This is a genomic window from Bacillus sp. UMB0893, from assembly GCF_002858905.1.
Classification (GTDB): domain Bacteria; phylum Bacillota; class Bacilli; order Bacillales; family Bacillaceae; genus Bacillus_P.
Map to the genome: position 1 here is coordinate 155,998 of NZ_PKLB01000005.1, position 25,323 is coordinate 181,320.

Sequence of the window (25,323 nt, forward strand, 5' to 3'; positions counted from 1 at the left end):
CCAGCTTACCCAAAAACTATATTACATCAAGGAGTGTTTTTACATGGCAAACAATAGTGGAAGCAACAATAACCAATTGTTAGTACCAGGTGCACAACAAGCAATTGACCAAATGAAATATGAAATTGCTAGTGAGTTTGGAGTAAACTTAGGTGCTGAAACAACTTCTCGTGCTAACGGATCTGTTGGTGGAGAAATTACAAAACGTTTAGTTTCATTTGCTCAATCAAACATGAGCGGATTTTCTAAATAAGACAACTTCATAACATGGCTTAAGGACCTTGGCATCTCGCCGGGGTCTTTTCTCATTGGATGATGTTCTTAAAGCAAACAATTTCAGTTTGGCCGCTAAAAACTTTTTTACTGGAATAACTCCGTATTTGACTGATAAATCTTGGTATTTGACTGATAAATCCAGGTATTTGACTGATATATCTCCGTATTTGACTAATAAAAACAGGCTCTCTCGGTTATCACTTTTCTGCATGCTCTGACAAAGGCTATTGCGGTTTTCTCATTTGATCTTAGTATCAAACAAGCTGACCTCTCCATATACATGAGTAATACGCCATGAAGGAGAATGCATATGTTTGAAACCATTGATTGGAGAGCCGTCACGTTCGTTTGTTTTAGCCTCGCACATGAAATGATTGTTCATTTTAACTTGCCCCAAGTGTATTATTTTGAACAGGAAAAAAGGCAGCTGATAAAGGATGCAAAGTAATCTTTGAGTGATAATACCTGGCGGCTTGTCAAAAATGGCTACGTTTATACGAAGATTGAACTGTTTTAATTGAAATATTCACACGATATAAACATCTGAGCTGCAAGTTTCTTACTATCTAATTTATGCTTCTTACTAACCGATTTCCCAGTTTTACTCGCCGAACCCAGATGCATACTAGCGGATTCTCGCCTCTTGCCAGCCGGGCTGCACCTTACGATCTATTTTCTTCATCTTACTCTTTCTGATTCCCCCTTTTTTTCCAGCTGATTTCAACTGGTCACAATCGAGTTTCATCACTCTAATAAATGGATCGCCCACAATTCCTTCTTATATCTATAAAAAAAGAGCAGGCAACTTGCACCTGCTCGAAACTACTCTTCAAGTTTTCTTAAAAATCGTTTTGTCCGTTCTTCTTTTGGATGATCAAAGACTTCAGCAGGAGCTCCGCGCTCTACTACCACACCGTTGTCCATAAAAATGACTTCATCTGCTACTTCTTTAGCAAATCTCATTTCGTGAGTAACAACGACCATTGTCATTCCTTCTGAAGCTAAATCCTTCATCACATTCAGCACGTCTCCAATCAGCTCAGGATCAAGTGCTGAAGTAGGTTCATCAAACAGCATTACTTTAGGTTCCATCGCTAGTGCTCTTGCAATGCCGACGCGCTGCTGCTGACCGCCTGAAAGCTGAAAAGGATAGAAATCCTTTTTATCGCCAAGTCCTACCTTTTCAAGCAGTGCATTCGCCTTTTTCAGAGCCGTTTCTTTGTCTGCTTTTTTTACGATTACAGGACCCTCAATGACGTTTTCAATCGCTGTTTTATGAGGGAAGAGATTATAGCTTTGAAAAACCATGCCTGTATTGCTTCTAAATTCAGTGATTGTTTTTTTAGGCACGCTTCCTGAGAAATCAAGTGTTTGTTCATCAAGCTTAATGACGCCATTTGTTGGGATTTCAAGGACATTCAGACATCTGAGAAAAGTCGTTTTCCCTGAACCTGATGGCCCGATTACAACGACTACTTTTCCTTTGCCAATCTCTAGATCAATGCCTTTTAATACTTCTAGTTCACCAAAGCTCTTATGCAATCCTATAATTGAAATCATATATGGGCTCCTTTATTACCTTGCAACATAGCGATCCAATTTCCCTTCGATCCGCTGCTGTATGACAGAGAGAATAAAACAGATTATCCAGTATAGGAGACCTGCCTGCGAATAAAGCAGCAGGAATTCATAGTTGGTGGATGCAATTTCCTGTGCTTTTCTGAACATCTCTGTTACAAGAATTAATGATGCGAGTGACGTATCTTTTACCAAACTGATAAAGGTGTTGGACAGCGGCGGAATAGATACTCGTGTCGCCTGAGGCAAAATGATGCGCTTCAATGTCTGCGAATAACTCATTCCGATCGAATAGCCCGCTTCCCATTGCCCTTTTGGCGTTGATAAGATGGCAGCCCGAATGATTTCTGATGCATAAGCTCCTACATTAAGGGAAAAACCAATGATTGCAGAAATAAATGGGCTGATTGTTACTCCTACACTTGGAAGGCCGTAGAAAATAATGAATAATTGAACAAGCAAAGGTGTTCCTCTGATGATTGATACATAAATTCTGGCAATAATCTGGATAGGCTTGATCGTTGATATCCTCGCCAAAGCTGTTAGAACAGCCAGAATAATTCCAATTACAAACGTAATCAGCGTTAAGGGAAGAGTATAATACAAAGCTCCCTTCACCAAAGGGAGAAGGGAACTTTGTGCGATATTGGCCAAGCGTTCTAACCGTTCAGGGTCTGCAAAAATGTTATTCAGATACATCTTCGCCAAACCATTTCTCAGAGATTTTTTTGTATGTGCCGTCTTCTTTCATTTCAGCTAATGCTTTGTTCACTTCTTCAACTAATTTGCCGCTGTCTTTGCGGAACATTAATCCGCTTTGTGCAGCATCTTCGCTTTCATCAACGATTTGAATGGCTGCATTGCCTCGCTGATTTTGGAAGTCTAATACAGATAGCTTGTCATTGATTGTAGCATCTGCACGTTTGGAATTAATTAAATCTATTGCTTGAGTAAATCCTTCTACACCAACAAGCTCTGCACCATTTTCCTTCGCAATTTGCCCGTAATTACTTGTCAGGGATTGAGCTGCTTTCTTTCCTTTTAAATCTTCAAATGATTGAATGTCTTTGTTGTCTTTATGTGTCACCAGTACAGCTGCTGATGAAATATATGGTTCTGAAAAATCATATTTTTCTGTGCGATCAGGCTTAATTCCAACTTGATTGGCAATCATGTCAAAACGCTTTGCATCAAGCCCTGCAAACATGGCATCCCATTGTGTTTCTTTAAATTCAGCTTTAACGCCGAGACGTTTTGCAACTTCTTCTGCAATTTCCACATCAAATCCAGTTAACTTATCTTTGTCATCATGGAAAGTGAAAGGCGGGTATGTACCTTCCGTTCCAATTACAAGAACACCTTCTTCTTTCACTTTATCATACAGTTCAGCTTCGCCGCCTGAACCTGCTTGATCCCCATCATTCTTTTTATCGCCGCCTGTTCCGCAAGCAGATAAAATCAGCATAAATGCCGATAGAAGTGCAAATAGACCAAAATATCTTTTCATTAGTTTAACCCCCACTAAACTTATCGGATTTTATTTTAAGTACGATAGAATATTACCTTCCAACTGTCTTATTGTCAATTCATTTGTTTTATTTTCGTTAGTTTAACCAGTTCAGTTTTTTATATGTTTTTCTCTCACTATATAAATGGAGTAAACTAAGAGGAACATGACTGGAGTGATTAAAATGAAAATCGCATTATTCGGGGGAACAGGAAGAGTTGGAAGCTCCTTTTTAAAGCATGCATTAAACAATGATCATTTGGTCAAAGTGCTTGTAAGGGATCCTTCAAAGATTGAACACCTGAATAATAAAATAGAAATACTGGCTGGAAATGCCCGAGATCCTCATTTCATCAATAAAACCATTAAAGATTGTGATGCAGTCGTTAGCTGTCTAAGCACAGACGGAGATGATACCCTTTCGTATGTGATGCCGAAAATTGCAGAGGCTATGCAGTCAGAAGGTATAAGCCGCATTATAACAATTGGAACGGCTGGTATTTTACAAGCCAGGCAAAACCCAGAATTGTACAGATTCCAATCCAATGAATCAAAACGCACATTGACGAGAGCAGCAAATGAACATTTAAAGGCCTATGAAACACTTAAAGCATCAAATCTTGAATGGACCGTAGTATGTCCCACTTATTTGCCTGACGGAGAATTAACAATGAAATTTCGATTTGAAGCAGATTTTCTGCCTGAGGGCGGTCAACAAATCTCAGCAGAGGATACAGGTTTTTTTGCTTATCAGATCCTTATCAAAAATGATTTTATCTGCAAACGAGTGGGCATAGCTTATTAAAATGAGTCAGCAGACATGGCAAGGAACTAATGAAAAGCACATGCCTGAAATCCAAGCATGTGCTTTTCTTTATCCCGCAAGTGAATTTTGTTTCCCCTGCTGCAATTCATACATTTGATAATACTTCCCTTTTTGCTTCATTAATTCATCATGATTACCGCTTTCCGCTATTTCTCCGCGATCAAGCACAAGGATTTGATCTGCATTTTTTATTGTAGAGAGTCGGTGTGCAATAATGAATGTTGTTCTTCCTTTTTTGAGAACTTCTAAGGCATCTTGAATAACGGCTTCTGTTTCTGTATCAATGCTCGCAGTAGCTTCATCTAAAATTAAAATTGCCGGATCATACGCAAGAGCTCTTGCAAACGAGATGAGCTGGCGCTGTCCTGAGGAAAGCGTGCTTCCTTTTTCAATAACCGGTTCATCAAAACCTTGAGGCAAATGCTTTAAAAGCTGATCCGCCCCAACATCTTTCAGAGCTTTCTCAACCTGCTCTCTTGATATTTCAGGATTATCCAAGCTAACATTCGAAGCAATGGTACCTGTAAATAGAAACGGATCCTGCAGCACGATTCCCATATGCTCTCTTACAGATTGACGGGGCATGGATAGAATGTCTTTTCCATCGATTGTGATTTTACCTTCTTTTATATCATAAAAACGGAATAGTAAATTCATGATGGAACTTTTTCCAGATCCGGTGTGTCCGACAAGTGCAACAGTTTCCCCCTGCTTCGCTTCAAAATTAATATTTTTTAATACATATTCGCCTTCTTTATAGCCGAACCAAACATTTTCAAAGGCAACATTTCCTTTGTATCGCGGCTCTTTTTGTTCAATGACATCTGTTCCTTTTTCATCAAGCAGGCTGAATACTCTCTCAGAAGCAACACGTGCGGTTTCAAGCTGTGCAAACTGATTCACAATCCCAGTGATTGGCTGGAAAAGTCTGTTCAAATAATCAACAAATGCATAAAGCACACCTATGGAAACCATTGAACCTACACCTAGAGATGCTCCGCCAAAATACCATATGAGCGCCACGAACGCACAATTGCGGATAAACCCTACCATATTATGAGACAGCAAAGAGTTCAGGCTCAGAAGCTTATTTTGATAATGAAAATGTGAAGCATTCAATTCTTCAAACTCCGCTTTTGTTTCTTCTTGTCTGCGGAAAGCCTGAATGATAGTCATTCCTTGGATCGATTCGTTGATTGTTCCATTGATATCGCTGACAAGGGAACGAATTTTGTGGTTATACGTTGACGCGTATTTACGGTACACAATACTCCAGATCACAAGAATAGGAAGAATAATTGTACAGATTAATGCAAGTTTTACATCCAGCAAAAATAGCGCAATAAATATACCTGTAATGTAAATGGCACTTGTAAAGAAAGTAGAAAGGACAGCTACAAACAGTTCCCTGATAGCCTCAGTGTCATTCGTAATTCTGGCAACCACTTTACCGGCTGGAAGGTTATCAAAATACACCACCGGCAAACGCTGAATATGCTCGAATACGTCTTGACGCATCTTTTGAATGATTCTGTTCGATGTAATTTGCAGAAAATATCTTTGTCCATAGTGGAAGAATGACGCAAACACAAGCAAGCCAAAATAAATTGCAATCAAAGTGATCAGCCCTTTGATTTCAGGCTGATAAAAGGTAAACAGCTGCTCTGATGAAAGCTTGCTTCCTGCGTAGGAAGCAGATTCTGTTCCCCTCTCAATAATCACCGCATTACCATCAGCTCTCCTGTCGCCGTCGAATTCGATTTCACCTGGAAAAAAGTAATAATCACGCTGCACTTGAAGAATATGAGCTTCACTGCCCTTTTCTTCGCCTGCTTCAAAGTAATCCTCCCGCTTATACCATGAGCCTTCATATTGAACAGCATTTTCTCCTTCAATCGTCTCATGCCACTTTCTTTCAATCCCCAAAATGTGGTCATCAATCATTTTCTTTGCGATAAATGGTCCTATCAGCTCTGCACCGACTGCCACAGCGAGCATGATCAGAGCTAGAATTAATGTTCTTTTATAGAGGGCTGCATATCGGAAAAGTCTTTTTCCAGTATTCATGCTCCCACCCCGCCTTCATTTTGAGCTTCTATTTGCTGGCGTTCATACTGCTCTTTATACCAGCCGTTATTTGCAAGCAGCGTTTCGTGCCTGCCTTCTTCAATAATTTTTCCTTCATCAAGCACAAGGATCCAATCAGCATGTTCTACTGCTGATAAACGATGTGTTGTAATGAAAGTTGTTTTCCCCGCACGTTCTCTTCTTATATTAGAAATAATAGCTGTTTCCGTTTTTGCATCAACAGCAGATAATGAATCATCCAATATCAGAATTTCTGGATTGATCAGCAATGCGCGTGCAATGGAAATCCGCTGTTTTTGGCCGCCTGATAAAGCAACGCCCTTTTCCCCTACTAAAGTATTCAGTCCGTCCGGCAGCATTTCAAGATCTTTTCTGAAAAATGCAAGATCAATCGCTTTATCCAGTTCATCATCCGACCCATTTTTCTTTCCGAATAAAATATTTTCTTTCACCGTTCTTGAAAACAAAACGTGATCTTGCGGGACATAACCAATAAAGCGCTGCAATGTTTCCAATGCTATTTTTTCAATTGAAACGCCAGACATCGTAATTTGACCGCTTCCAACCGGGTATTGTCTGAGCAGCTGTTTCACAATTGTGGTCTTGCCGCTTCCGGTTTTGCCGACAATTCCGATTGTGTCCCCTCTATTAACTGAAAAACTGATATGGTTCAGGTTTTCAACTTCTGAAGATGGATACTTAAACGAAACATCTTTAAATTCTATTTTCTTAGGAGAATCAATGTTTTTTGGCTGAGCATCATTTTTCACGTCAGCTTCATAGTTTAATGTTTCATTGATTCGATCAAGTGAGGCGTTGCCGCGCTGCATGATATTGATTAGTTCGCCAATCGCAAACATCGGCCAGATCATCATTCCTAAGTACACGTTAAAAGATACAAGCTCGCCAAGTGTTATTTCATTGTGAAACACTAAGTAAGCTCCATACCCAAGTCCAATTAAATAACTGATTCCGACAAGCAATTTCATTGTTGGTTCAAATAAGGCATCAATCTTCGCAACACTGACATTTTTCTTAAAAACATCATCTGTTAAGCTGTTAAATCGGTTCACATCTGCTTTTTCCTGTACATATGCACGAATCACCCGAACTCCGGCAACCGACTCAAGCACTTGATCATTCATGTCACCAAAAGAGTCCTGTGCAGCCATGAATCTTGCATGTATTTTCTTCCCGTAGATCCCCATCGCGATGGCCATAATCGGAAGAGGCAATATAGCAGCAAAGGTAAGCTTCCAGCTGATCAGTATCCCCATTGTCAAAAGAATCGTCAGCATGAACATGCTGGAATCAACTAATGTTAAAATACCAAATCCTGCTGTTGTCGAGATTGCCTTTAAGTCATTCGTAGCACGGGCCATTAAATCTCCGGTTCTGTTTTTTTCATAAAACCTTGGAGTCATCACTAAAAACTGACCCATTAATTTGGATCTTAAAATTCTCTCAGCCAGATGTGCTCCGCCAAATAAATTGTACATCCAAAAGTAAGATAAAAAATAGACAAGTACACCAAGTCCAATGAACAATACAATATATTGAACGAGCAATTCACTCGAAAAACGTCCAACTTGTATATCATCAATTGCATTCCCCAGCAGTTTTGGAGGAATTATCTCAAGTACATTTACAATTAAAAGCAATACAATTGCAGCTGTATACCTTTTCCAATACTTTTTAAAGAACCATCCTAGTTTCACTAAAACTGAAAACATATCGTCATCTCCTTTGTCACTTCAATCCCTCGTTTGCTAACCGCTCTCTGGATCCCCCTGGATCACCATTTTTTCTGATTTCATCATAAATAGATACATTCTTTCTTCCTCCTTAAATTGTTTAATATATATAGAAAAAGGCAAACCTCGCTCGTGGAAGTCTGCCTTTTTACAACACATAAAAAGGCACAGGAGTATACAAAGCAGCATACCCCTATGCCTTTCCTTCTCTATATTTAGAGACTCATGCTCTAAATTGAATGAAGGTATGGCGGGGCCGCACAAGCAAATATTTTACGATCAAACGCAATCACAATTAATTTTTTCATGTCGAACCCCTCCTTTACCAATTTTTGTTTTATCACCTAGATAGATTACCATCTTTTTCATTATTTTGTCAATTGGGATTTTTCATTATTTTTCAAAATTCAGTTAAAGATTTTCCATATAAGCAGCTTTACTATACTTAATGATCCTGGATAACAGCTCAGCTCTGCAGAGCGCTTTGCGTTCTGTAAGTAAGCCTTTTCAACTAAATAAGTGGAATTAAATTCCATAAAAAACTTGATGAATAGGTATTTATATTCAAATTCATTCTGTAAATGTTTCAAATACTTGAATACAAGGTAAAGTATTGTATCAAACGACAGAAGATAAGGAAAATTGAAGGAGGAATACAATGAGCCAGTTAGTTTCGACAAGTCTAAGTACCCAAGATCAATTTAGAATGGATCAGATTATCAGCTTGAATCAGCTCGCAAAAAACTATGAAGGAAAGGTATATTTCTTATCTGGAAAACGAAACATCGTGGATGTTTCAAAGTTTCCTTCATTAATTACCTTCTTTCTAATGTCAACAGGTTCTAAACAAATCAAAGTGTTGATCGATGGAAAAAATCCAGGTGCAATCCTCACTGAAATGGATGCCATTTGCTCAACAGAATCCAGGTTTACCTCAAATATTTTGAATACAGCTGAAAAGGTAAAGGTATAAAATTGGCAATCCCATACAAATGATAAGATAGCATGACTTACTTATATTACAACAGAGAAAAGGAGATTTTACTATGATCAGAACTATTTTAATCGTTATCGGAGCAATTGTTGTTATTGGATGGTTATTGAATGTAATTCTATAAAGATAAACCAAGGGAGAGGAACCTTATGTCTGAACATAAGCAAGTAAATGTTGAAAGAAAAGAAGAGCATAAAACAAATAATAGTCTTCTTGGAGCTACTTTTATTAAATATGCGGCATATTTGGTTATATTCTTCGGCATTATCTGGTTTTTGATTACTTATATTTTACCAATGTTTTAACAGTAATTGAACTAATATAGTTTAAAGTGCACACTCTTTTATGGAGTGTGTTTTTATTTTTATCGTAGATTCTGCTGTTCATACCGAGCGAGTTTTGCTGCTTGGATAGTAAGAATGCCATTTCGGATCTTGAAAAAAAGTTTTCGGATAATTAGTGACCTTTTTTCAGATAGACTATTTTAGAATAAGATTAAATATCGGTTAATCCTAGAGCTAGGCGATGGCGTAGCTCTGAAATGACATTTTCCTATTTCCTCAATCAATAAATATTAGAGGTTCCTACACCACAAAAAAGCTGAACAAGTATGACCTTGTTCAGATTTTTTTAAGAGATAGGCTTTTTTCAGATTGATTGTTTCCGCTGCAGGCACTTGCTTTCCGCGGGGAGGGATGGGAGCCTCCTCGGGCTATGCCTGCGGGGTCTCCCATTCCCCTCTATTTCCCGCAGGAGTCTAGTGCCTGCAGCGTAGATCACTCAAGGTTTTACCCATTTTTTCTAAAAGCAACAATCTTTACGAAAAGGGCCAAGAGATAAGAAGAAATTACGTATTGATGTCTAGATCCATCGGCCAGAGTAAATCCGTCAAAAAAGTCTAACCCGGACTGCTCGATTCTTTTCTGTCATGCCTGCGCGAATCGGGAGCTTTCGCTTTTTTTAATTTCCGGCAGTACCTCCATCGCCTGAACCTCCGCCATCTGCTGGCGGCTCAGCCGGCTCCTCCGGTTCTGCCGGCTGTTCGGGTTCTGCTGGTTCCGGCTCTTCAGGTTCAGCCGGTTCTTCTGGTTCAGACGGTTCTTCTGGTTTTTGTTCTTCTTGCTTTTTCTTTTCTTCTTTTTTACGTTCTTCTTCCTTCCTGCGTTCCTCTTCTTGTTTTGCCTGTTCCTCTTCTTCTTTGCGCTTCTGATCATCTGCTTTGCGCTTTTCCTCTTCTGCTTTTGCTTTTTCTTCCTGTTTTAAGCGCTCCTCTTCTGCTTTTCTCGCTTGTTCCTCTTGTTTGGCTTTTTTATCTTCTTCTTGTTTCTTTTTCATTTCATCTTCTTTCTTTTGGCTGCGTTCTTTTTCCTTTTTAACTGACTTGCTTTCTGTTTTCTTCATCGGAGGCAGGTTAAAGTCCTCAGGTTCTTCATTTTTCAAAGCTGCATCCATTATAATTTTAAACAAAGGTGCAGCTGTTGCACTGCTTGAGGTTGCTAGGTAATTATCTTGATCTGTCTGATCATAGCCTAGCCACATTGCACCTACTACATTCGGGGTATAACCTACAAACCATTGATCTTTTACGCCATCCATTCCGTCATAGTCCAGCTGCGTAGATCCCGTTTTTCCTGCCATCTCATGGTTTTCAAGCTGTGCTTTTTTTCCTGTGCCTTCTTTTACTACTCCAAGCATCATATGCGTCATCTTTTGGGCAATTTCTTTAGTGGTTACTTTCGTTTCTTTCTTTTTCCATTCTGCAATTGTATTTCCTTGCACATCCACAATTTTTGTAATGGCATGTGCTTCAACCCTGGTTCCTTCATTTGCAAATGCAGTATATGCTTCTGCCATATTCAGAGGTGCTACACCTTCATCAAGACCGCCCAGTCCTAAACTTAAGTTACGGTCATTCTCAGTAATTGGCAGCCCGAAACGCTCTGTCGCATCTACTCCTGCTCCAACTCCGATTTCATTTAATGTCCATACTGCCGGAACATTGTAGGAGTTAATCAAAGCCTCATACATTGTTACTTCTCCATGATAGGAGCCGTCAAAGTTTTCAGGTGAATATCCGCCTATATCAAGCGGTTCATCTTTTAATTTAGAATGCATGTCCATACCGTTTTCCAAGGCAGGTGTATAGACTGAAATTGGCTTCATAGTTGAACCAGGCTGTCTCTTTAACTGGGTTGCCCTGTTAAACTGTCTGAATGAATGCTCTCCTCTTCCCCCAACTAACGCCTGTACTCCTCCTGTTTCAGGATGTACTAGGACTGCCCCGCTTTGCACAAGCTGTTCCGATTGGCTTTCTGGAAAATTTGAATCATCATTATATACCTCTTCTATAGAAGATTGCATATCCTGCCGCAATTCCGTATGAATTTCATATCCGCCAGCCAAAATCTCATTTTGAGTCAAACCGTATTTTTGTATGGCTTCTTCAATGACATGATCCACATAAAATGGGTAGCGGCCCTTATACTCATCAAGTTCTTTTCTTTCAAGGACAATTTTTTGATTTTTCGCTTCATTTAGTTGTGAATCAGTGATGAATTTTTCTTTTTTCATTAAACTTAATACAACATCTCTGCGGTCTAATGATTTCTCAAGATTCTTGACTGGGGAATAATGAGTTGGCGCTTTTATGAGTCCTACTAAAATGGCAGACTCACTAACTGTAAGTTGTGACGCTTCTTTTCCAAAATAAACTTTTGCTGCTCTTTTTAGTCCCCATGCCCCTTCACCAAAATAAATTTTATTCACATAGAGTTCGAGAATCTCTTCTTTCGAATATTCCTGTTCTACCTTTTTCGCAATAAAATATTCATCAAATTTCCGTTTGAACGTCTGATCGTGAGTAAGCAATGTGTTTTTTGCAAGCTGCTGGGTGAGTGTGCTCCCACCTTCTACGACCCCGCCTGCCATTACATTCTTAAAGGCAGCGCGGATGATTCCGTAATAATCAATTCCTCCGTGACTGTAGAAATTTTGATCTTCAGTCGCTTGAAGAGCCTCGTAAAAGTGCTCCGGAACATCTTCATAATCAACCCACTCATTTTTAGAGCCGGAAATCTTACTTGCAATCTCGCCATTCTGATCGTAAATAATAGTAGGCGCATTTGCTCTTTCTTCTAATTTGCTTACGTCCTGTGACGCGATTACCACGTTATGAACCATAAATAGAAGGATAAATGATAATAAAACGAAGATAATGAGCTTCGTTAAAACACCCTTACTTGAAAATAATGACTTAATCATGAAAAACCTCCTGCAATATACAAAGAATAAATCCTAATAATACTTACCCTACTTTTCAAAGAAATACGCCCCAATTTTGAAACTATGTCTACAATCACTTCTTCATTCCAAATGTAAGGGATATCATTTCTTGAAAATGGATTATTTTTTCCTGAAAAGGGGTATTTATTTATTAATCTATTTTGAGAGGATATGATAACCATGAAAACCTTTAAGCATATAGTCATTGCGTTTGATGGACACGGTGATAGCCAGGAGGCACTAAAAACAGGTATTGATTTGTGCAAACAATTAGATTCCCGCCTGACAGTTGTTCACGTATTTGAGCAAGCGCGTCCAAAAGGAGTCCCGCCTGTTATTCCGGCAACACCATCAAATGGATATCTGGCGGATAATCTGCAAAATTATCCAATTGCTCCTGACCCATCACAGCAGTTTGAAGATAATCATAATCAAACCCCTTATTATGACAATTCAGATGAAATTGTCTCGCAAATCAGAATGAAATTGGATGAAAATCAAGTGGCAGGGGAAATTGAAATTTTATCAGGCTCTCCATCAGATGCAATCCTGCATTTCGCTGAGGAAAAAAATGCTGATTTAATCGTAATGGGCAGCAGAGATACGAGCGGACTAAAAAAATTAATATTTGGAAGCGTAAGCGAGAAAGTATCTCATAACTCAACGATTCCGGTTTTCATTGCAAAATAAATGATTGATGGACGAATGCCATGTGCATTCGTTTTTTTTGACGTCATTTAACGTTTAAGAGGTTCCTTCCGATAATAAGAGTAGAAAAGTTATTAAACTTAAAGGAGCCTTACAAATGGGATTGTTTAAACGCAAAAGCGTAAAAGAAAAGACAGGTTTTATAAATGAAATAGGTTCAGAAAAAACTCTGAAGCTGGATCTATCCTATGACAATGATTTATCAAAGCAACTTGAGATGATTTCCCTTACAAAAAAAGATTTAGGTGTCTTATCCGTCCTGCAGCCTCAAATAACAGAAAAAATCGTTGAAATCGTTGATGATTTTTATTCAGTAATAGCGTTAGAAAAATCACTGATTGATATCATTAATCAGTACAGTTCAATTGAAAAACTAAAACAGACACTTCAAGGTCATATATTAGCCATGTTTAATGGAATACTAGATAAGAGCAGGGTCGAAAGCATTCAGCGCATTGCCCACATCCATGTAAAAATAGGTCTGGAAGCAAAATGGTATATGTCCGCTCTCCAAACATTAACAAAATCACTCATTCAAATATCTAGCGAAAAAGCTCAAACTAAAGAAGATTTGCTGATGATTGTGCAAGCCATTACAAAGATGATCAGCTTTGAACAACAGCTTGTCATAGAAGCCTATGATAAAGAGTATGAGCAGCTACGTCAAAAAAGCGAGCAGGAGAAGGAAGCCATTAGATTAGAGCTAAGCGATACAGCGCAGATGCTTGCCAGTATTACAGATAACACCAATTCTTCTGTTCAGGAAATCAATGCCCAGTCTAAAGAAATTGCCTTATTTGCAAGCGGAAGCCTGGAAGTTGCGGCTGCTGCAGAAACCGAAGCAACACACGGTAAAAAGGACCTTGAAAAACAGCATGAATTAATGACATTCATTGAAACAAGCACAGAAAACATTTCACACAAAATGAAGTCACTTGAACAAACTTCAGAGAAAATTAATCACGTTGTTTCTATCGTAACCTCGATTGCAGAACAGACGAACCTTCTTGCATTAAATGCTGCAATTGAATCTGCACGTGCCGGTGAATATGGCAAAGGCTTTGCAGTTGTGGCCAGTGAAGTCAGAAAGCTTGCGGAGGAAACAAAGAATTCCGTTCAGGGAGTTTCAAGCTTAATATCTGAAATCCATTCGCAAATTGACAGCATATCAGGATCAGTTGATGAAGTTGCCCGTCTAACTTCAAAAGGTGCGGAGCAAACAAATAAAATGAACCAGTTTTTTGATTCTGTCGTTCACATTATGAATAACAATAAAATGCAAAGTGAAAAAACACAGACTGAACTAGTAAACTTCACTGCTGTTATAGATGAAGTTACGAATTCCATTTCCCAAATAAACGATACAGCTGAAAGCCTTGAAATGCTTTCGAAAAATATTTAATTGCCAAGAACCCTGTTTATCTTTTGAACAGGGTTCTTTTATTTTTTTAAGAAACTATCAAAAGCCGGTCACCCTAGATTCAGTTTATCTCAAAACTCTCTCTATTTACAATCAAAGAACTGTCACTTCTCTTCCATTAACTATTTTCACCAGTTGACAATAATTAATAGATTGATATAATACTTTTATGCACAAAAGCATAAAAGCGTTTAAGCACAAAAGGAAGGAATTACAAATCATGAATCATCCTAAAACTGTTTCATTTGCAGCTTCTGTCATGATATTTATATCTATGATTGCCATTATATTAATCAGTTTATTTTATTTAAAAACTGAGCCGCATTTGCCGCTTATGCTTTGTCTCGTCCTATTAAGCGGAATTGCTCTCATTTACAAGTTTTCCTGGAAAGAGATCGAAGCAGGACTTGTAAAAGGAGTCCAGTCTGGTGTTCAGCCTATTATCATTCTAGCGTTAATAGGAATTTTAATTGGCGCCTGGATGTTCAGCGGAACCATTCCCACAGTCATGGTTTATGCGTTAAACCTCATTGAACCAGGTTCGCTGCTCATCCTCTCGCTCATTTGCTGTACCATTATTTCTTCATTGGTCGGAAGCAGCTTTACAACAGTAAGTACTGTTGGAGTCGCTCTCATGGGAGTCGCCATTGCAGCAGGTATTCCAGTTGAATGGGCCGCGGGAGCCGTTATTTGCGGAGCGTGCTTCGGAGATAAAATGTCACCAATGTCTGATACTACAAACTTTTCATCCGGTGTAGCATCAGTCAATATTTTCACTCACATTCAGCATATGTCAAAAACAACAATTCCTGCCTTTTTGATTACAGCATTTCTTTTTTGGTACTTAGGAACCACTTTAACCGTAAATGCGGCAACGCTGGCTAATATTGAAGAAATTATTTCAGTGATGCAGCAGCATGTTCAAATTAGTGCCTGGACGTTAATCTCACCCATTATTGTCATAGTTCTTGCAATGACAAGAGTTCCTGTCATTCCTGCACTTGCAGTTGGCATTGCAACAGCCGGCGCCACTGGACTGTTATTTCAAGATCAAGCTACTTTTGCCCAATTCTTGAACGTGCTGCAAAACGGTACAGCGTTCAGCATCGAACAAGAAACGGTTCAAAATATGCTGAATCGCGGCGGACTACAATCAATGATGTGGTCCATCTCCCTTATCATGATTGCCTTTGCTTTAGGAGGGTTAATGGACACGCTGCAGCTGATTCAAACACTTTTGAACGGATTGATACAGCGGATAAAAACAAAAGGTCAGCTTATCCTTGCAACAGTGTCTTCTTCGGTAGGAGTCAATTTGGTTACAGGTGAGCAATACCTATCCATCTTCATTCCCGGTCAATCCTTCAAGGGAGTTTATGAAAAATACAATATTAATAAAAAATATCTATCTAGATCTCTTGAGGATGGAGGCACACTCGTTAACCCTTTAATTCCATGGGGAGTAAGCGGAGCCTTTTTCGCTCAGACTCTTGGTGTTGACGTTATCCAGTACATCCCATTTGCCTTTTTCTTATATCTTTCACCTTTGTTCAGCATATTGTTCGGGTTTCTTCCTGATAGAAGAAAGGCTGAACAAATAATGGCAGCCTAAGCACAAAAGCGGAGGCGACTTGGTCAGCTCGCGAAGAAAATAGGAATTGCACTTTTGCCTTCTCCTGAGCAAATGTCTTTTTCACAGTGAGTTAGGCGACGGAGCTGGAAGCAGATAACTTTATTTCATTATCCACAACTAATACCTTTTATAATTTCCTATACGATAAAATCAGAAAAAACCGCTTGAACGTTTTCAAGCGGTTTTTCTAATTGGAAAATAAATACCTAAATGCCTTTTCCAAATACTTTCTCTTCATTTATTATCATATCCTCAAACAGCCGCTGAAGCTCCCTCGTTACCGGCCCAGGTACTCCCTTACCGACTTTCGTTGAGTCAACCTCAATAACAGGAATGACTTCACTTGTTGTTGAAGTAATAAAAGCTTCATCAAGATTTACAAGATCTTCTACTTTGATCATTTCTTCGATAAGCTTTAAACCGTTTTTTTCACACAGCTCAACGACTTTCATTCGTGTGATGCCATTCAAGATCAAGTTATTAGCAGGATGAGTATAAACTACTCCGTCCCTTATTCCGTAAAAATTGGATGAAGATCCTTCCGTTATATGCTCACTCCGGTGCAGCAGCGCTTCATATGCCCCTTTTTCAAATGCTTCCTGCTTGGCAAGAACATTCCCAAGTAAATTCAAACTTTTTATGTCGCATCGGAGCCAGCGGACATCCTCCATCAAATGCAATTTAATTCCTTTTTCCTGCTCTGATACAGGCTTTGAACAAGGAATGGGATAAGCCACAATTTGAGGCTTAACGTCTTTTCCTGGGAAAAGGTGCTTCCTCCCTGTTACGCCTCGAGTAATTTGCATGTAGACTGCTCCATCTTGCACCTGATTTTTCAAAAGGAGCTCATTTAACTGCACTGAAAGCTCTTCTTCTGACAGTGGAAGTGCGATCTTAATTTCGTTTGCACTTCTCACGAATCGTTCCATATGCTCTTTCATAGCAAAAAATGTGCCATTGTATACTCGAATCACCTCGTACACACCGTCACCAAACTGATAGCCTCTGTCTTCAAAATCAATGGAAACTTCATTTTTCTGCTTGAATTCACCGTTTAAAAGTATGTACATGTTAAAGGCTCCTTTGTTAATTAATGATAAACTTCCTCTCTTTATGTTATGATGAAACACGTTGGTCTGTAAAACAATTTTCAATTTTTATTTAAAGTTCTAAAAAATTTCTGTTGAAATTTCTTTAGCTGTCCATTATGATAATAATAGCCAACAACACAACATATTGATATTAATAAAAAACAAACATACTACATATTGAAAAACAACAGCAAGCGAAGGTGCCATTTTTATGGCTTAAAAGGGAATCCGGTGAGAATCCGGAACTGTCCCCGCAACTGTAAGTGTGACGAACTGGGAATACCACTATACGAGATTTAAGTATGGGAAGGACTCAGCACAGAATGATCACAAGTCAGGAGACCTGCCAATTACTTGCTTTAGTTTCGAATTCTTCGGGGATTGAGGAAATGAAACGATGGTTAATAATAGGAATACACCCTTTTATTCTATCGTTTGATCCGCTCATGTCCCTGAGCGGATTTTTTTTTACAGAAATTCAGCGGCTTTCCGCTTTTTCTTATTTTGTGAGGAGGATGTCACATGGCAACCAAAACGGCAACTGTTATTTTTAATGAACTGACTCTTGAACAAGCTCCATTTTCTGAACAACGATTAAAAGATTTCATAGATGAAATCGGACAAGACTTTCCAGAGCTTGACCTGGATGCTTACAGCACTAGAATTATACAGAGCATAGAAGGACGCGACACTTATGCCACTGCTCAAATTACTAATCTTCTAATCTTAGAGGGACTTTCCAATATTAGCGAACACGAGCCGCAATGGACTTACTTTTGTGCGCGTATTTATTTAAGAAAGCTATATAGGGAAGCAGCAGTCAATCGCGGACAGTCAGAAGGATATGGATCATTTTTAAATTTAGTAGAAACCTTGTCGAAAAAAGGAATTTATAGCTCTCTCCTGCTGCAAGCATATTCCGCCGAGGAAATTGAAAATCTGTCTGCAATCATTCAGCCTGAAAAAGACAGGCTTTTTACATACATTGGCCTTCGCACCTTGTCTGATCGCTATTTAGCAAGAGATTTTGATAAAAAAATATACGAATTGCCTCAGGAACGCTATCTTGTCATTGCCATGACACTAATGGCAAAAGAAAAAACAGAGCACCGCCTGCATCTTGTTAAAGAAGCCTACTGGGCACTCAGCAATCTTTATATGACGGTTGCCACACCAACATTGTCAAATGCCGGAAAGCCTGTTGGACAGCTATCAAGCTGTTTTATAGATACAGTAGATGATAGTCTGCAAGGCATTTTTGACAGCAATACAGATATTGCCAATCTGTCTAAATCAGGCGGCGGCATCGGAGTTTACTTAGGAAAAATCCGCAGCCGCGGAAGTGATATTAAAGGCTTTAAAGGGGTGTCCTCCGGAGTCATTCCATGGATGAAGCAGCTTAACAACACAGCCGTCAGTGTTGATCAGCTTGGCCAAAGGAAAGGAGCTATTGCCGTCTACTTGGACGTTTGGCATAAAGATATTTTCTCATTCCTTGATTCTAAGCTGAACAATGGAGATGAACGCTTAAGAACACACGATTTATTTACGGGAGTATGCTTACCTGATCTTTTCATGGAACAGGCTGAAAACCGAGGCGAATGGCATTTATTCGACCCGCATGAAGTCCGAAAAGTAATGGGCTTTTCATTAGAAGATTTCTACGATGAAGGGAAAGGTTTTGGTTCATTCCGCGAAAAATATTGGGAATGCGTCAACCATCCTGATCTATCAAAAGAAACGGTCCCGGCCATCGATATTATGAAAGGCATCATGAAAGGCCAGCTTGAATCAGGTACGCCGTTCATGTTCTATCGTGATGAGGTCAACCGCAGCAATCCCAATTCCCATAAAGGCATGGTTTATTGCAGCAACCTTTGTACGGAAATTACCCAAAATCAAAGTGCAACAACGATGGATGAACAATATACAGAAGACGGCAAAATCATCACAGTTAAAACACCTGGAGACTTTGTTGTCTGCAACTTATCATCTATTAACCTGGCAAGAGCAGCCACAGATGAAGTCTTAGAGCGTCTCATTGCCATACAGGTCAGAATGCTCGATAATGTCATTGATTTAAATGACATCCCTGTTATGCAGGCTAAACTGACAAATCAAAAATACCGTGCAGTTGGACTGGGAACATTCGGCTGGCATCACCTGCTTGCTTTAAAACGCTTGAAATGGGAAGACGATGAAGCTGTTCGCTATGCGGACAAATTATATGAAGAGATCGCATTCTATACCATCCAGGCAAGCATGAACCTTGCTGCAGAAAAAGGATCCTATCCAGTATTCGAAGGTTCAAAATGGCATAGCGGCGAGTATTTTGAAAGCAGAAATTATTCATCAGGAAATTTGCCGTGGGATGAATTAAAGCAGCAAGTCATGGAAAATGGGCTTCGCAATGGCTATTTAATGGCAGTTGCTCCGAATGCTTCTACTTCTATTCTTGCGGGCAGTACAGCAAGCATCGATCCGATTTTCCAAAAAATGTACGCAGAAGAGAAAAAGGATTATAAAATACCAGTTACGGCACCAGATCTAAACGCTGAAACAACCTGGTTCTATAAATCAGCCTATTTCATTGATCAAATGTGGAGCATTAAACAAAATGCTGCCAGACAGAAACATATCGATCAATCCGTTTCATTTAACTTTTATGTACAAAACACGATAAAAGCCAAGGATTTGCTGAACCTGCATTTATCGGCATGGAAAGCTGGTTTAAAAACGACTTACTATGTCCGTTCCACTTCAAGCGCCATTGAAGACTGTGAATCTTGTGCAAGCTAAAAGGAGAGATAAATAGATGACACACTCATTAAAAGTACGCGCAATCATGGATGCAGAGGCGCCAAATCGTTCCACTGCCATCATTAACGGCAGCAGCTCAAATGTGTTAAATTGGGACGATGTGTCTTATCCGTGGGCTTACGCAAAATATAAAAAAATGCTGGCAAACTTCTGGACGCCGTTTGAAATTAATATGTCCGGTGATATTAAACAATTCCCTCAATTATCAGAGGATGAAAAAGATGCATTCCTGAAGATTATCGGATTGCTTGCCCTGCTTGACAGCATACAGACAGACTATGCGGGTAAAGTAGCTGATTATATTACGGATTCAAGCATTAACGCATTAATGATCATGCTAGCACAGCAAGAAGTCATCCATAACCACTCTTATTCCTATGTTTTATCAAGTATCGTTCCTAAGCACGTACAGGATGAAGTGTTTGAATATTGGAGAAGCGAGCCTACTTTAAGAAAACGGAATGAATTTGTAACAAACGGCTATCAGACTTTTGCTGAAAATCCGAATGTCGAAAGCCTGCTGAAATCCATCGTATACGATGTCATTCTTGAAGGGTTATTCTTCTACTCAGGATTTGCATACTTTTATAACCTTGCCCGCAATCAAAAAATGGTCGCAACGAGTACAATGATCAATTACATTAATCGAGATGAGCAAATTCATGTTGATTTGTTTGTGAAAATTTTTAAAGAGATTCTCCGTGAGTATCCTGAGTACCATACTGAGGAACTCGCAGCATTTGTTAGAGATACCTTCATAGAAGCTGCCCATCTTGAAATTGAATGGGGCCGATTTATTATCGGCAGCAAAATCGACGGCATTCATATGAAAGATGTTGAAGATTATATTAAATTTTATGCAAACGTCAGATGCAACCAGCTTGGGTTCGATCGCCCTTTCGAAGAAAACCGCACAAACCCGTTGAAATGGATTAAAGCATATGAGGAAGTGGATCTCGGAAAATCCGATTTCTTTGAACAAAAATCAAGACAGTATACAAAAGTAAATTCTATCGATAACGGCTTTGATGACCTATAAGCAAAGAATGAACCGTCTATTTCAGGCGGTTTTTTTTTGCACTTTTTTCAGTGAAAAGTGATACAAAATCGACTTTGTTTCGTTATTCTATATAGGATGAAAAGCGCAAGCGGCTTGATCAGTTCTGACAGGCAGATAAGGCCTTGCAAAAAAGTCCGGTTTTGACTTTTATGTCAGATCCGTTCTGACCGCGGAGCGCTTTTTCACTTTCAGAGGTAAAAGCGTATGTTTGATACATACGCTTTTATCTATTTTGTTCGCTTTGTTGAAAAGAAAAATCATGTACAATTTGTTGAATGCTGATTTTTGCCCGTATTTTTATAGATGAATGCTGTCGTTTGTTGCAACAATATCTCTAAATATAGGCATTTATATTATAGTGATCAATAACTCTCATAGACATACATCCAATTTCTATTAAATTGAACGTTTGTCTAAGCCAACTTCTTCTTACTACATACATTATTAGAGAGAGCGAATAAGCTCTAAACAAAAAAGAGAGGTGAGAACATGTACGGATACGGCGGAGGTTGTGGCGGAGGCTACGGCGGCGGTTACGGCGGCGGTTTTGCGTTGATCATTGTGTTGTTCATTCTTTTAATTATCGTAGGTGCAGCATTCTGTTTTTAAATAATAACGCCAAATATATATTTAAAACAGGTATTTTAAACAAGTACAAAGGAGGTGCAGAACATGTCTGAAGGTTATGGCTCTGGAAGAGTGTTTGCGTTTGTAGTGGTTATTTTCGTTCTACTTGTTATTGTAGGATGTTCATGTAGCGGAGGGTACTAATTCCACCGACAAATATCCTGAATGTAAAGGACAGATTCCAGTGATCTGTCCTTTATTTAAAACTTCGTACTATTAGGGGTACAGTAAAAATTTTGTATTTATTCTACGAAAACTACATCAATAGGCAAAAATATCTTGATATAAAACTCTCACGACATCTACGCCTCGGGTTAGAAAATAAGGTGTTTAGATTATGATGTGTCCTTACAAGAGGCTACATTTATCAATTAATCATCGAGTTTTTGCTGCTTTTTCGCATGCACCCTGTAGTTGGGGTAATTTGACTTTTTATCATATAGATTTCTGAAATGAAGGAGGAGGAATTTAATGCCATTTTTTGGATCTGAACGAAGAGAACGATTTTTTCGTGACGACTTTAGAAGAAGAAGGTTTTTCCCTTTCGAAAGAGAATTTTTCCCTTTCGAAAGAAGAAGACGCAGATTCTATTAAGCAAATGATTTAAACAGTGTTTCCATGAGCCAGCGGGTAAGAACTTGCCATCAAAGGCAGCTGTTCCTACTAATCTAAGAAGCTGGTTGAAGAAAGATATTGGTTGGCGAACCAAATATCATTTTAGCGCCTCGGAAGAGTTTTTTAGCCCTCACTGAAAGCTTTTTGGAACCCTATGCTTAGCCTTGGGTTTTCATTTTCACAAATAGAAAGAGACCATCACTAAGATGGCCTCTCCATTATTGTCCATGAAAATTGTTCATATCTCTATTGTGATTATGAATCTGCTGTTCTGCTCTCATTGCTTCAATTTTAGAATCGGAGTGATAAACATTTAACTTTCTTCTTCGCTTTGTTCTTAAATCACTTATCCAGCCAATCAGGACCAATACAAGGAAACCGACAAGCAGCCAAGCCCAAAGCGGCATATCACGTACCTCGATTCTTTAGTTTCGTTACGTCATATCCATATTCCGGTTGATCTGCTATCATGACTCGAGACAAAATTATTAAGGATTCACACGGTGTTTTTTAAACGGCTGATTACTGCTTAACTTCTTCCTCGTCCGCTTTTTCAATTAAAGTTGCTTCGTACATTTCTTCATCCGTTTGCACTTTAATACTCTCTTCCACACGAATTCTTCCTTTACCCATTTTATCTCCTCCTTTAATGATATCATAATTAATCTGAAAATTTAGTAAATAATGATTTTGCCCTATTTATTTGACTTTTTTTTGAATAGCGGTCTTTAAAATGAACAATTACATCCTTCTTTTCTGTTAGTTTTTGAATAGAAATATGTCCAAAATCCGGCTGCGACAGGATCTAACAATCAATTCAGAAACAGGGTCTTTTTGCTTAGCGGAGTTTGTAACTTTTTTTGTTTTTTTGAAGAATATATTAAAATGATGTCTCTTAATGGATACTCCGTTTTTTAAATCGCCCACCCCTTACTTCTGTAATATTTGCAACAGCTAAAAAAGCCGACGGATCCAATTCTTCAACAATTGATTTTAATTTAGCTTCTTCAAGCCGGGTGATAACACAGAAAATGACCTTTTTATCATCGCCGGTGTATGCGCCCTCCCCATTTAAGTATGTGACTCCTCGGCCTAAACGGGCTAAAATGGCCTGACCCACTTCATCTGGATTCTCGCTTATGATCCATGCCGATTTTGATTCATCGAGCCCCTGAATAACGACATCAATCGTTTTATAGGCAATAAAATAAGCAATGAGAGAATACATGGCACGATCCCATCCAAAAACAAATCCTGCACTTCCCAATATAAAAAGATTAAAGAACATAATGATTTCCCCAACAGAAAAGGGTGATTGCTTATAGAATAAAATGGAGAGGATTTCTGTTCCATCCAGTGATCCCCCGTACCTGATCACAATTCCAACACCAATTCCAAGAATGATGCCGCCAAAAACTGATGTGAGCAATAAATCTTCTGTCATAACAGGAACAGGGTGCAGCAGCGCAGTTGAGAATGACATGACCACTACTCCAAGCAAGGTGGACAGAGCAAACGTCTTTCCAATCTGGTTGTAGCCAATAAAGAAAAAGGGTACATTCAGAAAGAAGAGGTAAATACCAAGTTTTACATTTGTTGCATGAGAAAGAATGATGGATATTCCTACAATTCCTCCATCAATGACATGATTGGGGACGAGAAAAATTTCCAAACCAATTGCCATCAAGACTGCACCGAAACAAATCAGCACCGTTCGTTTGCCAACTTCAGCCTTTGGCAATTTTTTATGCTGTTTGACCTCAGCAGCATGATGGATCTCCATTTATCCTCCTCCTTTTAGTCACTTTTTTGCAATTACATCTATATATTAAAATATAGGTATAGAATGAGACCGAAATGACTGATTTCAAAAAAAAACACCCTTATTCAGGGTGCTTGTGACTAACTCTATGCTGCAGTTCTATGCTAAAATTAATAGTAAGAAAATTCAGACGGTGATGCGAATGAAAATGATTAATATTTGTGTAAAATGTAATGGAAAAGGAAAAATCCGTTCAAAGCTTCCCTTTTTTAAAAAAGTCTGTCCATCCTGCAAGGGGACGGGAAAGCGTGAATCGACGATAAAAAATTCAAAGCGCGCTTAACCCTTCCCTCTTTTTATTTAGCACTTTCAAAAATTCGTTTTAATCATTAAGGGCGGATAGCGAAAAAGCCCTTTTATTGCAGTTTTATTCCTGCCATTTGTTCATCGCTTTATTATTGGTTGCAATGACCGCTTTTTTAATCAAGCTGTCAAAGCCGCCTGTTTGAAGTGTTTTTATCCCTTCAGCTGTAGCGCCTCCTGGTGTTGTCACCTGCTCTCTTAATTCTTTCGGCGATTGCTTTGCTTTCAGCATTAAGGAAGAACCGGCAATCATTTGCGAGACAAGCTTTACTGCCGTATCATCCGATACCCCATATGTCCTGGCCTGATCAATTAAACTCTCTGAAAAAGCATATAAGAATGCCGGGGCACTTCCAGTAATCGCTGTTAATTGATGAACCTGTTCTTCTGTGCATACCTCTGCCTCTCCTACAGCATCCAGCACTTGCTGAAGCATAGTTTTATGGTTTTCAGCAGCAGCTTTCCCATATGCCACAAGAGACATCGATTCACCTATTTCTGATGCAGTATTAGGCATCACCCATGCAACTGGAGTTTTCTCCGGCAGATGTTTTTCCAAGATTGAAGGTCCCATTCCAGCAGCGATAGTCACTATAAATTGATCTTTAATAAATGGCTTCATTTCTTCCAGTAAACCGAGATGTACTTCTGGAGGCATCGCAAGGACAATCATGTCAGCCTTATCGATATCTTCCTTCCAGTTAAAAGATGGTATGATTTGATACGTTTTTTGAAGGTAAAGAAGTTTTTCCTTATTTCTATGATTCGATACATAGATGTCCTTATCATCTGGAGACTTTACTAGTCCTGATATAATCGATTCTGCCATACGGCCGGCCCCAATAAATAACATTGTACTCTTTTTCAAAAAAATACTTCCTCTCTTCATCTTTCTAACGTTATCTTATCAAATTTATCC

24 protein-coding genes, 1 pseudogene and 1 riboswitch are annotated in these 25,323 nt (G+C 39.0%); of the genes and pseudogenes, 14 read left to right on the forward strand and 11 right to left on the reverse strand.

The genetic code is table 11. From position 1 onward, the window contains the following. The first annotated feature begins 43 nt into the window (after positions 1 to 43). Positions 44 to 253, forward strand: coding sequence for an alpha/beta-type small acid-soluble spore protein (locus tag CYJ36_RS12580; protein WP_101567624.1), 210 nt, complete (start codon positions 44 to 46; stop codon positions 251 to 253). Positions 254 to 586: 333 nt separating this feature from the next. Next, entirely contained in the window at positions 587 to 724 is a 138-nt protein-coding gene (locus tag CYJ36_RS23635) for a hypothetical protein (RefSeq protein WP_180850278.1), read from the forward strand. Positions 725 to 1,098: 374 nt separating this feature from the next. Here CYJ36_RS23635 and CYJ36_RS12585 read toward each other — a convergent pair whose 3' ends face one another. From CYJ36_RS12585 to CYJ36_RS12595, 3 genes are read right to left on the reverse strand one after another with little or no spacing between them, the layout of a single operon-like run. Next, a complete protein-coding gene (locus CYJ36_RS12585; protein ID WP_101567625.1) occupies positions 1,099 to 1,836 on the reverse strand; it encodes an amino acid ABC transporter ATP-binding protein in 738 nt (245 codons plus the stop codon). Positions 1,837 to 1,851: 15 nt separating this feature from the next. Further along, complete coding sequence (locus tag CYJ36_RS12590; RefSeq protein WP_101567626.1) at positions 1,852 to 2,553, reverse strand: amino acid ABC transporter permease; 702 nt, start codon at positions 2,551 to 2,553, stop codon at positions 1,852 to 1,854. Then, positions 2,540 to 3,361, reverse strand: a complete 822-nt coding sequence (locus CYJ36_RS12595) for an amino acid ABC transporter substrate-binding protein (RefSeq protein WP_101567627.1) — start codon at positions 3,359 to 3,361, stop codon at positions 2,540 to 2,542. Before CYJ36_RS12595 ends, CYJ36_RS12590 begins: the two co-directional genes overlap by 14 nt. A gap of 184 nt (positions 3,362 to 3,545) precedes the next feature. Here CYJ36_RS12595 and CYJ36_RS12600 point away from each other — a divergent pair, with 184 nt between their 5' ends. Further along, positions 3,546 to 4,166, forward strand: a complete 621-nt coding sequence (locus CYJ36_RS12600; RefSeq protein ID WP_101567628.1) for an NAD(P)-dependent oxidoreductase — start codon at positions 3,546 to 3,548, stop codon at positions 4,164 to 4,166. 69 nt (positions 4,167 to 4,235) lie between these two features. Here CYJ36_RS12600 and CYJ36_RS12605 read toward each other — a convergent pair whose 3' ends face one another. After that, a complete protein-coding gene (locus CYJ36_RS12605; RefSeq protein ID WP_101567629.1) occupies positions 4,236 to 6,254 on the reverse strand; it encodes an ABC transporter ATP-binding protein in 2,019 nt (672 codons plus the stop codon). Then, positions 6,251 to 8,008, reverse strand: coding sequence for an ABC transporter ATP-binding protein (locus CYJ36_RS12610; RefSeq protein WP_101567630.1), 1,758 nt, complete (start codon positions 8,006 to 8,008; stop codon positions 6,251 to 6,253). Before CYJ36_RS12610 ends, CYJ36_RS12605 begins: the two co-directional genes overlap by 4 nt. Before the next feature lie 679 nt (positions 8,009 to 8,687). Here CYJ36_RS12610 and CYJ36_RS12615 point away from each other — a divergent pair. Beyond that, entirely contained in the window at positions 8,688 to 9,002 is a 315-nt protein-coding gene (locus tag CYJ36_RS12615) for a hypothetical protein (RefSeq protein ID WP_101567631.1), read from the forward strand. 170 nt (positions 9,003 to 9,172) lie between these two features. After that, positions 9,173 to 9,328, forward strand: a complete 156-nt coding sequence (locus CYJ36_RS23640) for a hypothetical protein (protein ID WP_180850280.1) — start codon at positions 9,173 to 9,175, stop codon at positions 9,326 to 9,328. 655 nt (positions 9,329 to 9,983) lie between these two features. Here the strand turns inward: CYJ36_RS23640 and CYJ36_RS12620 are convergent. Further along, positions 9,984 to 12,284, reverse strand: a complete 2,301-nt coding sequence (locus tag CYJ36_RS12620) for a transglycosylase domain-containing protein (RefSeq protein ID WP_101567632.1) — start codon at positions 12,282 to 12,284, stop codon at positions 9,984 to 9,986. A 192-nt stretch (positions 12,285 to 12,476) separates the two neighbouring features. On the opposite strand from CYJ36_RS12620, the gene CYJ36_RS12625 reads away from it, so the two are divergent. From CYJ36_RS12625 to nhaC, 4 genes and pseudogenes are all read left to right on the forward strand, one after another. Next, positions 12,477 to 12,995, forward strand: a complete 519-nt coding sequence (locus CYJ36_RS12625; protein ID WP_101567633.1) for a universal stress protein — start codon at positions 12,477 to 12,479, stop codon at positions 12,993 to 12,995. A gap of 115 nt (positions 12,996 to 13,110) precedes the next feature. Next, positions 13,111 to 13,656, forward strand: a pseudogene (locus CYJ36_RS24820) (protoglobin domain-containing protein); the annotation flags it as partial. Between the two features lie 78 nt (positions 13,657 to 13,734). Then, entirely contained in the window at positions 13,735 to 14,415 is a 681-nt protein-coding gene (locus CYJ36_RS24825; protein WP_374702808.1) for a methyl-accepting chemotaxis protein, read from the forward strand. Positions 14,416 to 14,653: 238 nt separating this feature from the next. Beyond that, on the forward strand, positions 14,654 to 16,045 hold the full coding sequence (nhaC, locus tag CYJ36_RS12635; protein ID WP_101567635.1) for a Na+/H+ antiporter NhaC: 1,392 nt from the start codon (positions 14,654 to 14,656) through the stop codon (positions 16,043 to 16,045). A gap of 227 nt (positions 16,046 to 16,272) precedes the next feature. On the opposite strand, the gene dat is transcribed toward nhaC, so the two are convergent. Then, positions 16,273 to 17,136, reverse strand: a complete 864-nt coding sequence (gene dat, locus CYJ36_RS12640; RefSeq protein WP_101567636.1) for a D-amino-acid transaminase — start codon at positions 17,134 to 17,136, stop codon at positions 16,273 to 16,275. 202 nt (positions 17,137 to 17,338) lie between these two features. Continuing rightward, a riboswitch (cobalamin riboswitch) is annotated at positions 17,339 to 17,523 on the forward strand. Positions 17,524 to 17,679: 156 nt separating this feature from the next. Here dat and CYJ36_RS12645 point away from each other — a divergent pair. The 5 genes from CYJ36_RS12645 to CYJ36_RS24405 all read left to right on the forward strand — a co-directional run bounded on the left by CYJ36_RS12645 (position 17,680) and on the right by CYJ36_RS24405 (position 22,271). Continuing rightward, positions 17,680 to 19,956, forward strand: a complete 2,277-nt coding sequence (locus CYJ36_RS12645; protein WP_101567637.1) for a ribonucleoside-diphosphate reductase subunit alpha — start codon at positions 17,680 to 17,682, stop codon at positions 19,954 to 19,956. 16 nt (positions 19,957 to 19,972) lie between these two features. Beyond that, positions 19,973 to 21,016: a ribonucleotide-diphosphate reductase subunit beta gene (locus tag CYJ36_RS12650; RefSeq protein WP_101567638.1), complete on the forward strand. Its 1,044-nt coding sequence runs from the start codon at positions 19,973 to 19,975 to the stop codon at positions 21,014 to 21,016. A 510-nt stretch (positions 21,017 to 21,526) separates the two neighbouring features. Continuing rightward, a complete protein-coding gene (locus CYJ36_RS12655; RefSeq protein WP_101567639.1) occupies positions 21,527 to 21,646 on the forward strand; it encodes a YjcZ family sporulation protein in 120 nt (39 codons plus the stop codon). 63 nt (positions 21,647 to 21,709) lie between these two features. Continuing rightward, entirely contained in the window at positions 21,710 to 21,808 is a 99-nt protein-coding gene (locus CYJ36_RS12660; RefSeq protein WP_101567640.1) for a YjcZ family sporulation protein, read from the forward strand. Between the two features lie 337 nt (positions 21,809 to 22,145). Next, positions 22,146 to 22,271 carry a hypothetical protein gene (locus CYJ36_RS24405; RefSeq protein ID WP_257962468.1) on the forward strand — a complete coding sequence of 42 codons (126 nt, stop codon included), beginning with the start codon at positions 22,146 to 22,148 and terminating at the stop codon, positions 22,269 to 22,271. Between the two features lie 226 nt (positions 22,272 to 22,497). Here the strand turns inward: CYJ36_RS24405 and CYJ36_RS12665 are convergent, their stop codons facing one another. The 4 genes from CYJ36_RS12665 to proC form a co-directional block, all read right to left on the reverse strand. After that, positions 22,498 to 22,686 carry a hypothetical protein gene (locus tag CYJ36_RS12665; RefSeq protein WP_101567641.1) on the reverse strand — a complete coding sequence of 63 codons (189 nt, stop codon included), beginning with the start codon at positions 22,684 to 22,686 and terminating at the stop codon, positions 22,498 to 22,500. A gap of 115 nt (positions 22,687 to 22,801) precedes the next feature. Next, positions 22,802 to 22,912 (reverse strand): YhdX family protein, encoded by a 111-nt coding sequence (locus tag CYJ36_RS23645; RefSeq protein ID WP_180850284.1) that lies wholly within the window; start codon positions 22,910 to 22,912, stop codon positions 22,802 to 22,804. Positions 22,913 to 23,174: 262 nt separating this feature from the next. Beyond that, on the reverse strand, positions 23,175 to 24,062 hold the full coding sequence (locus tag CYJ36_RS12670) for a YitT family protein (RefSeq protein ID WP_101567642.1): 888 nt from the start codon (positions 24,060 to 24,062) through the stop codon (positions 23,175 to 23,177). A 406-nt stretch (positions 24,063 to 24,468) separates the two neighbouring features. Next, a complete protein-coding gene (gene proC, locus CYJ36_RS12675; protein ID WP_374702801.1) occupies positions 24,469 to 25,293 on the reverse strand; it encodes a pyrroline-5-carboxylate reductase in 825 nt (274 codons plus the stop codon). Between the last annotated feature and the right edge of the window lie 30 nt (positions 25,294 to 25,323).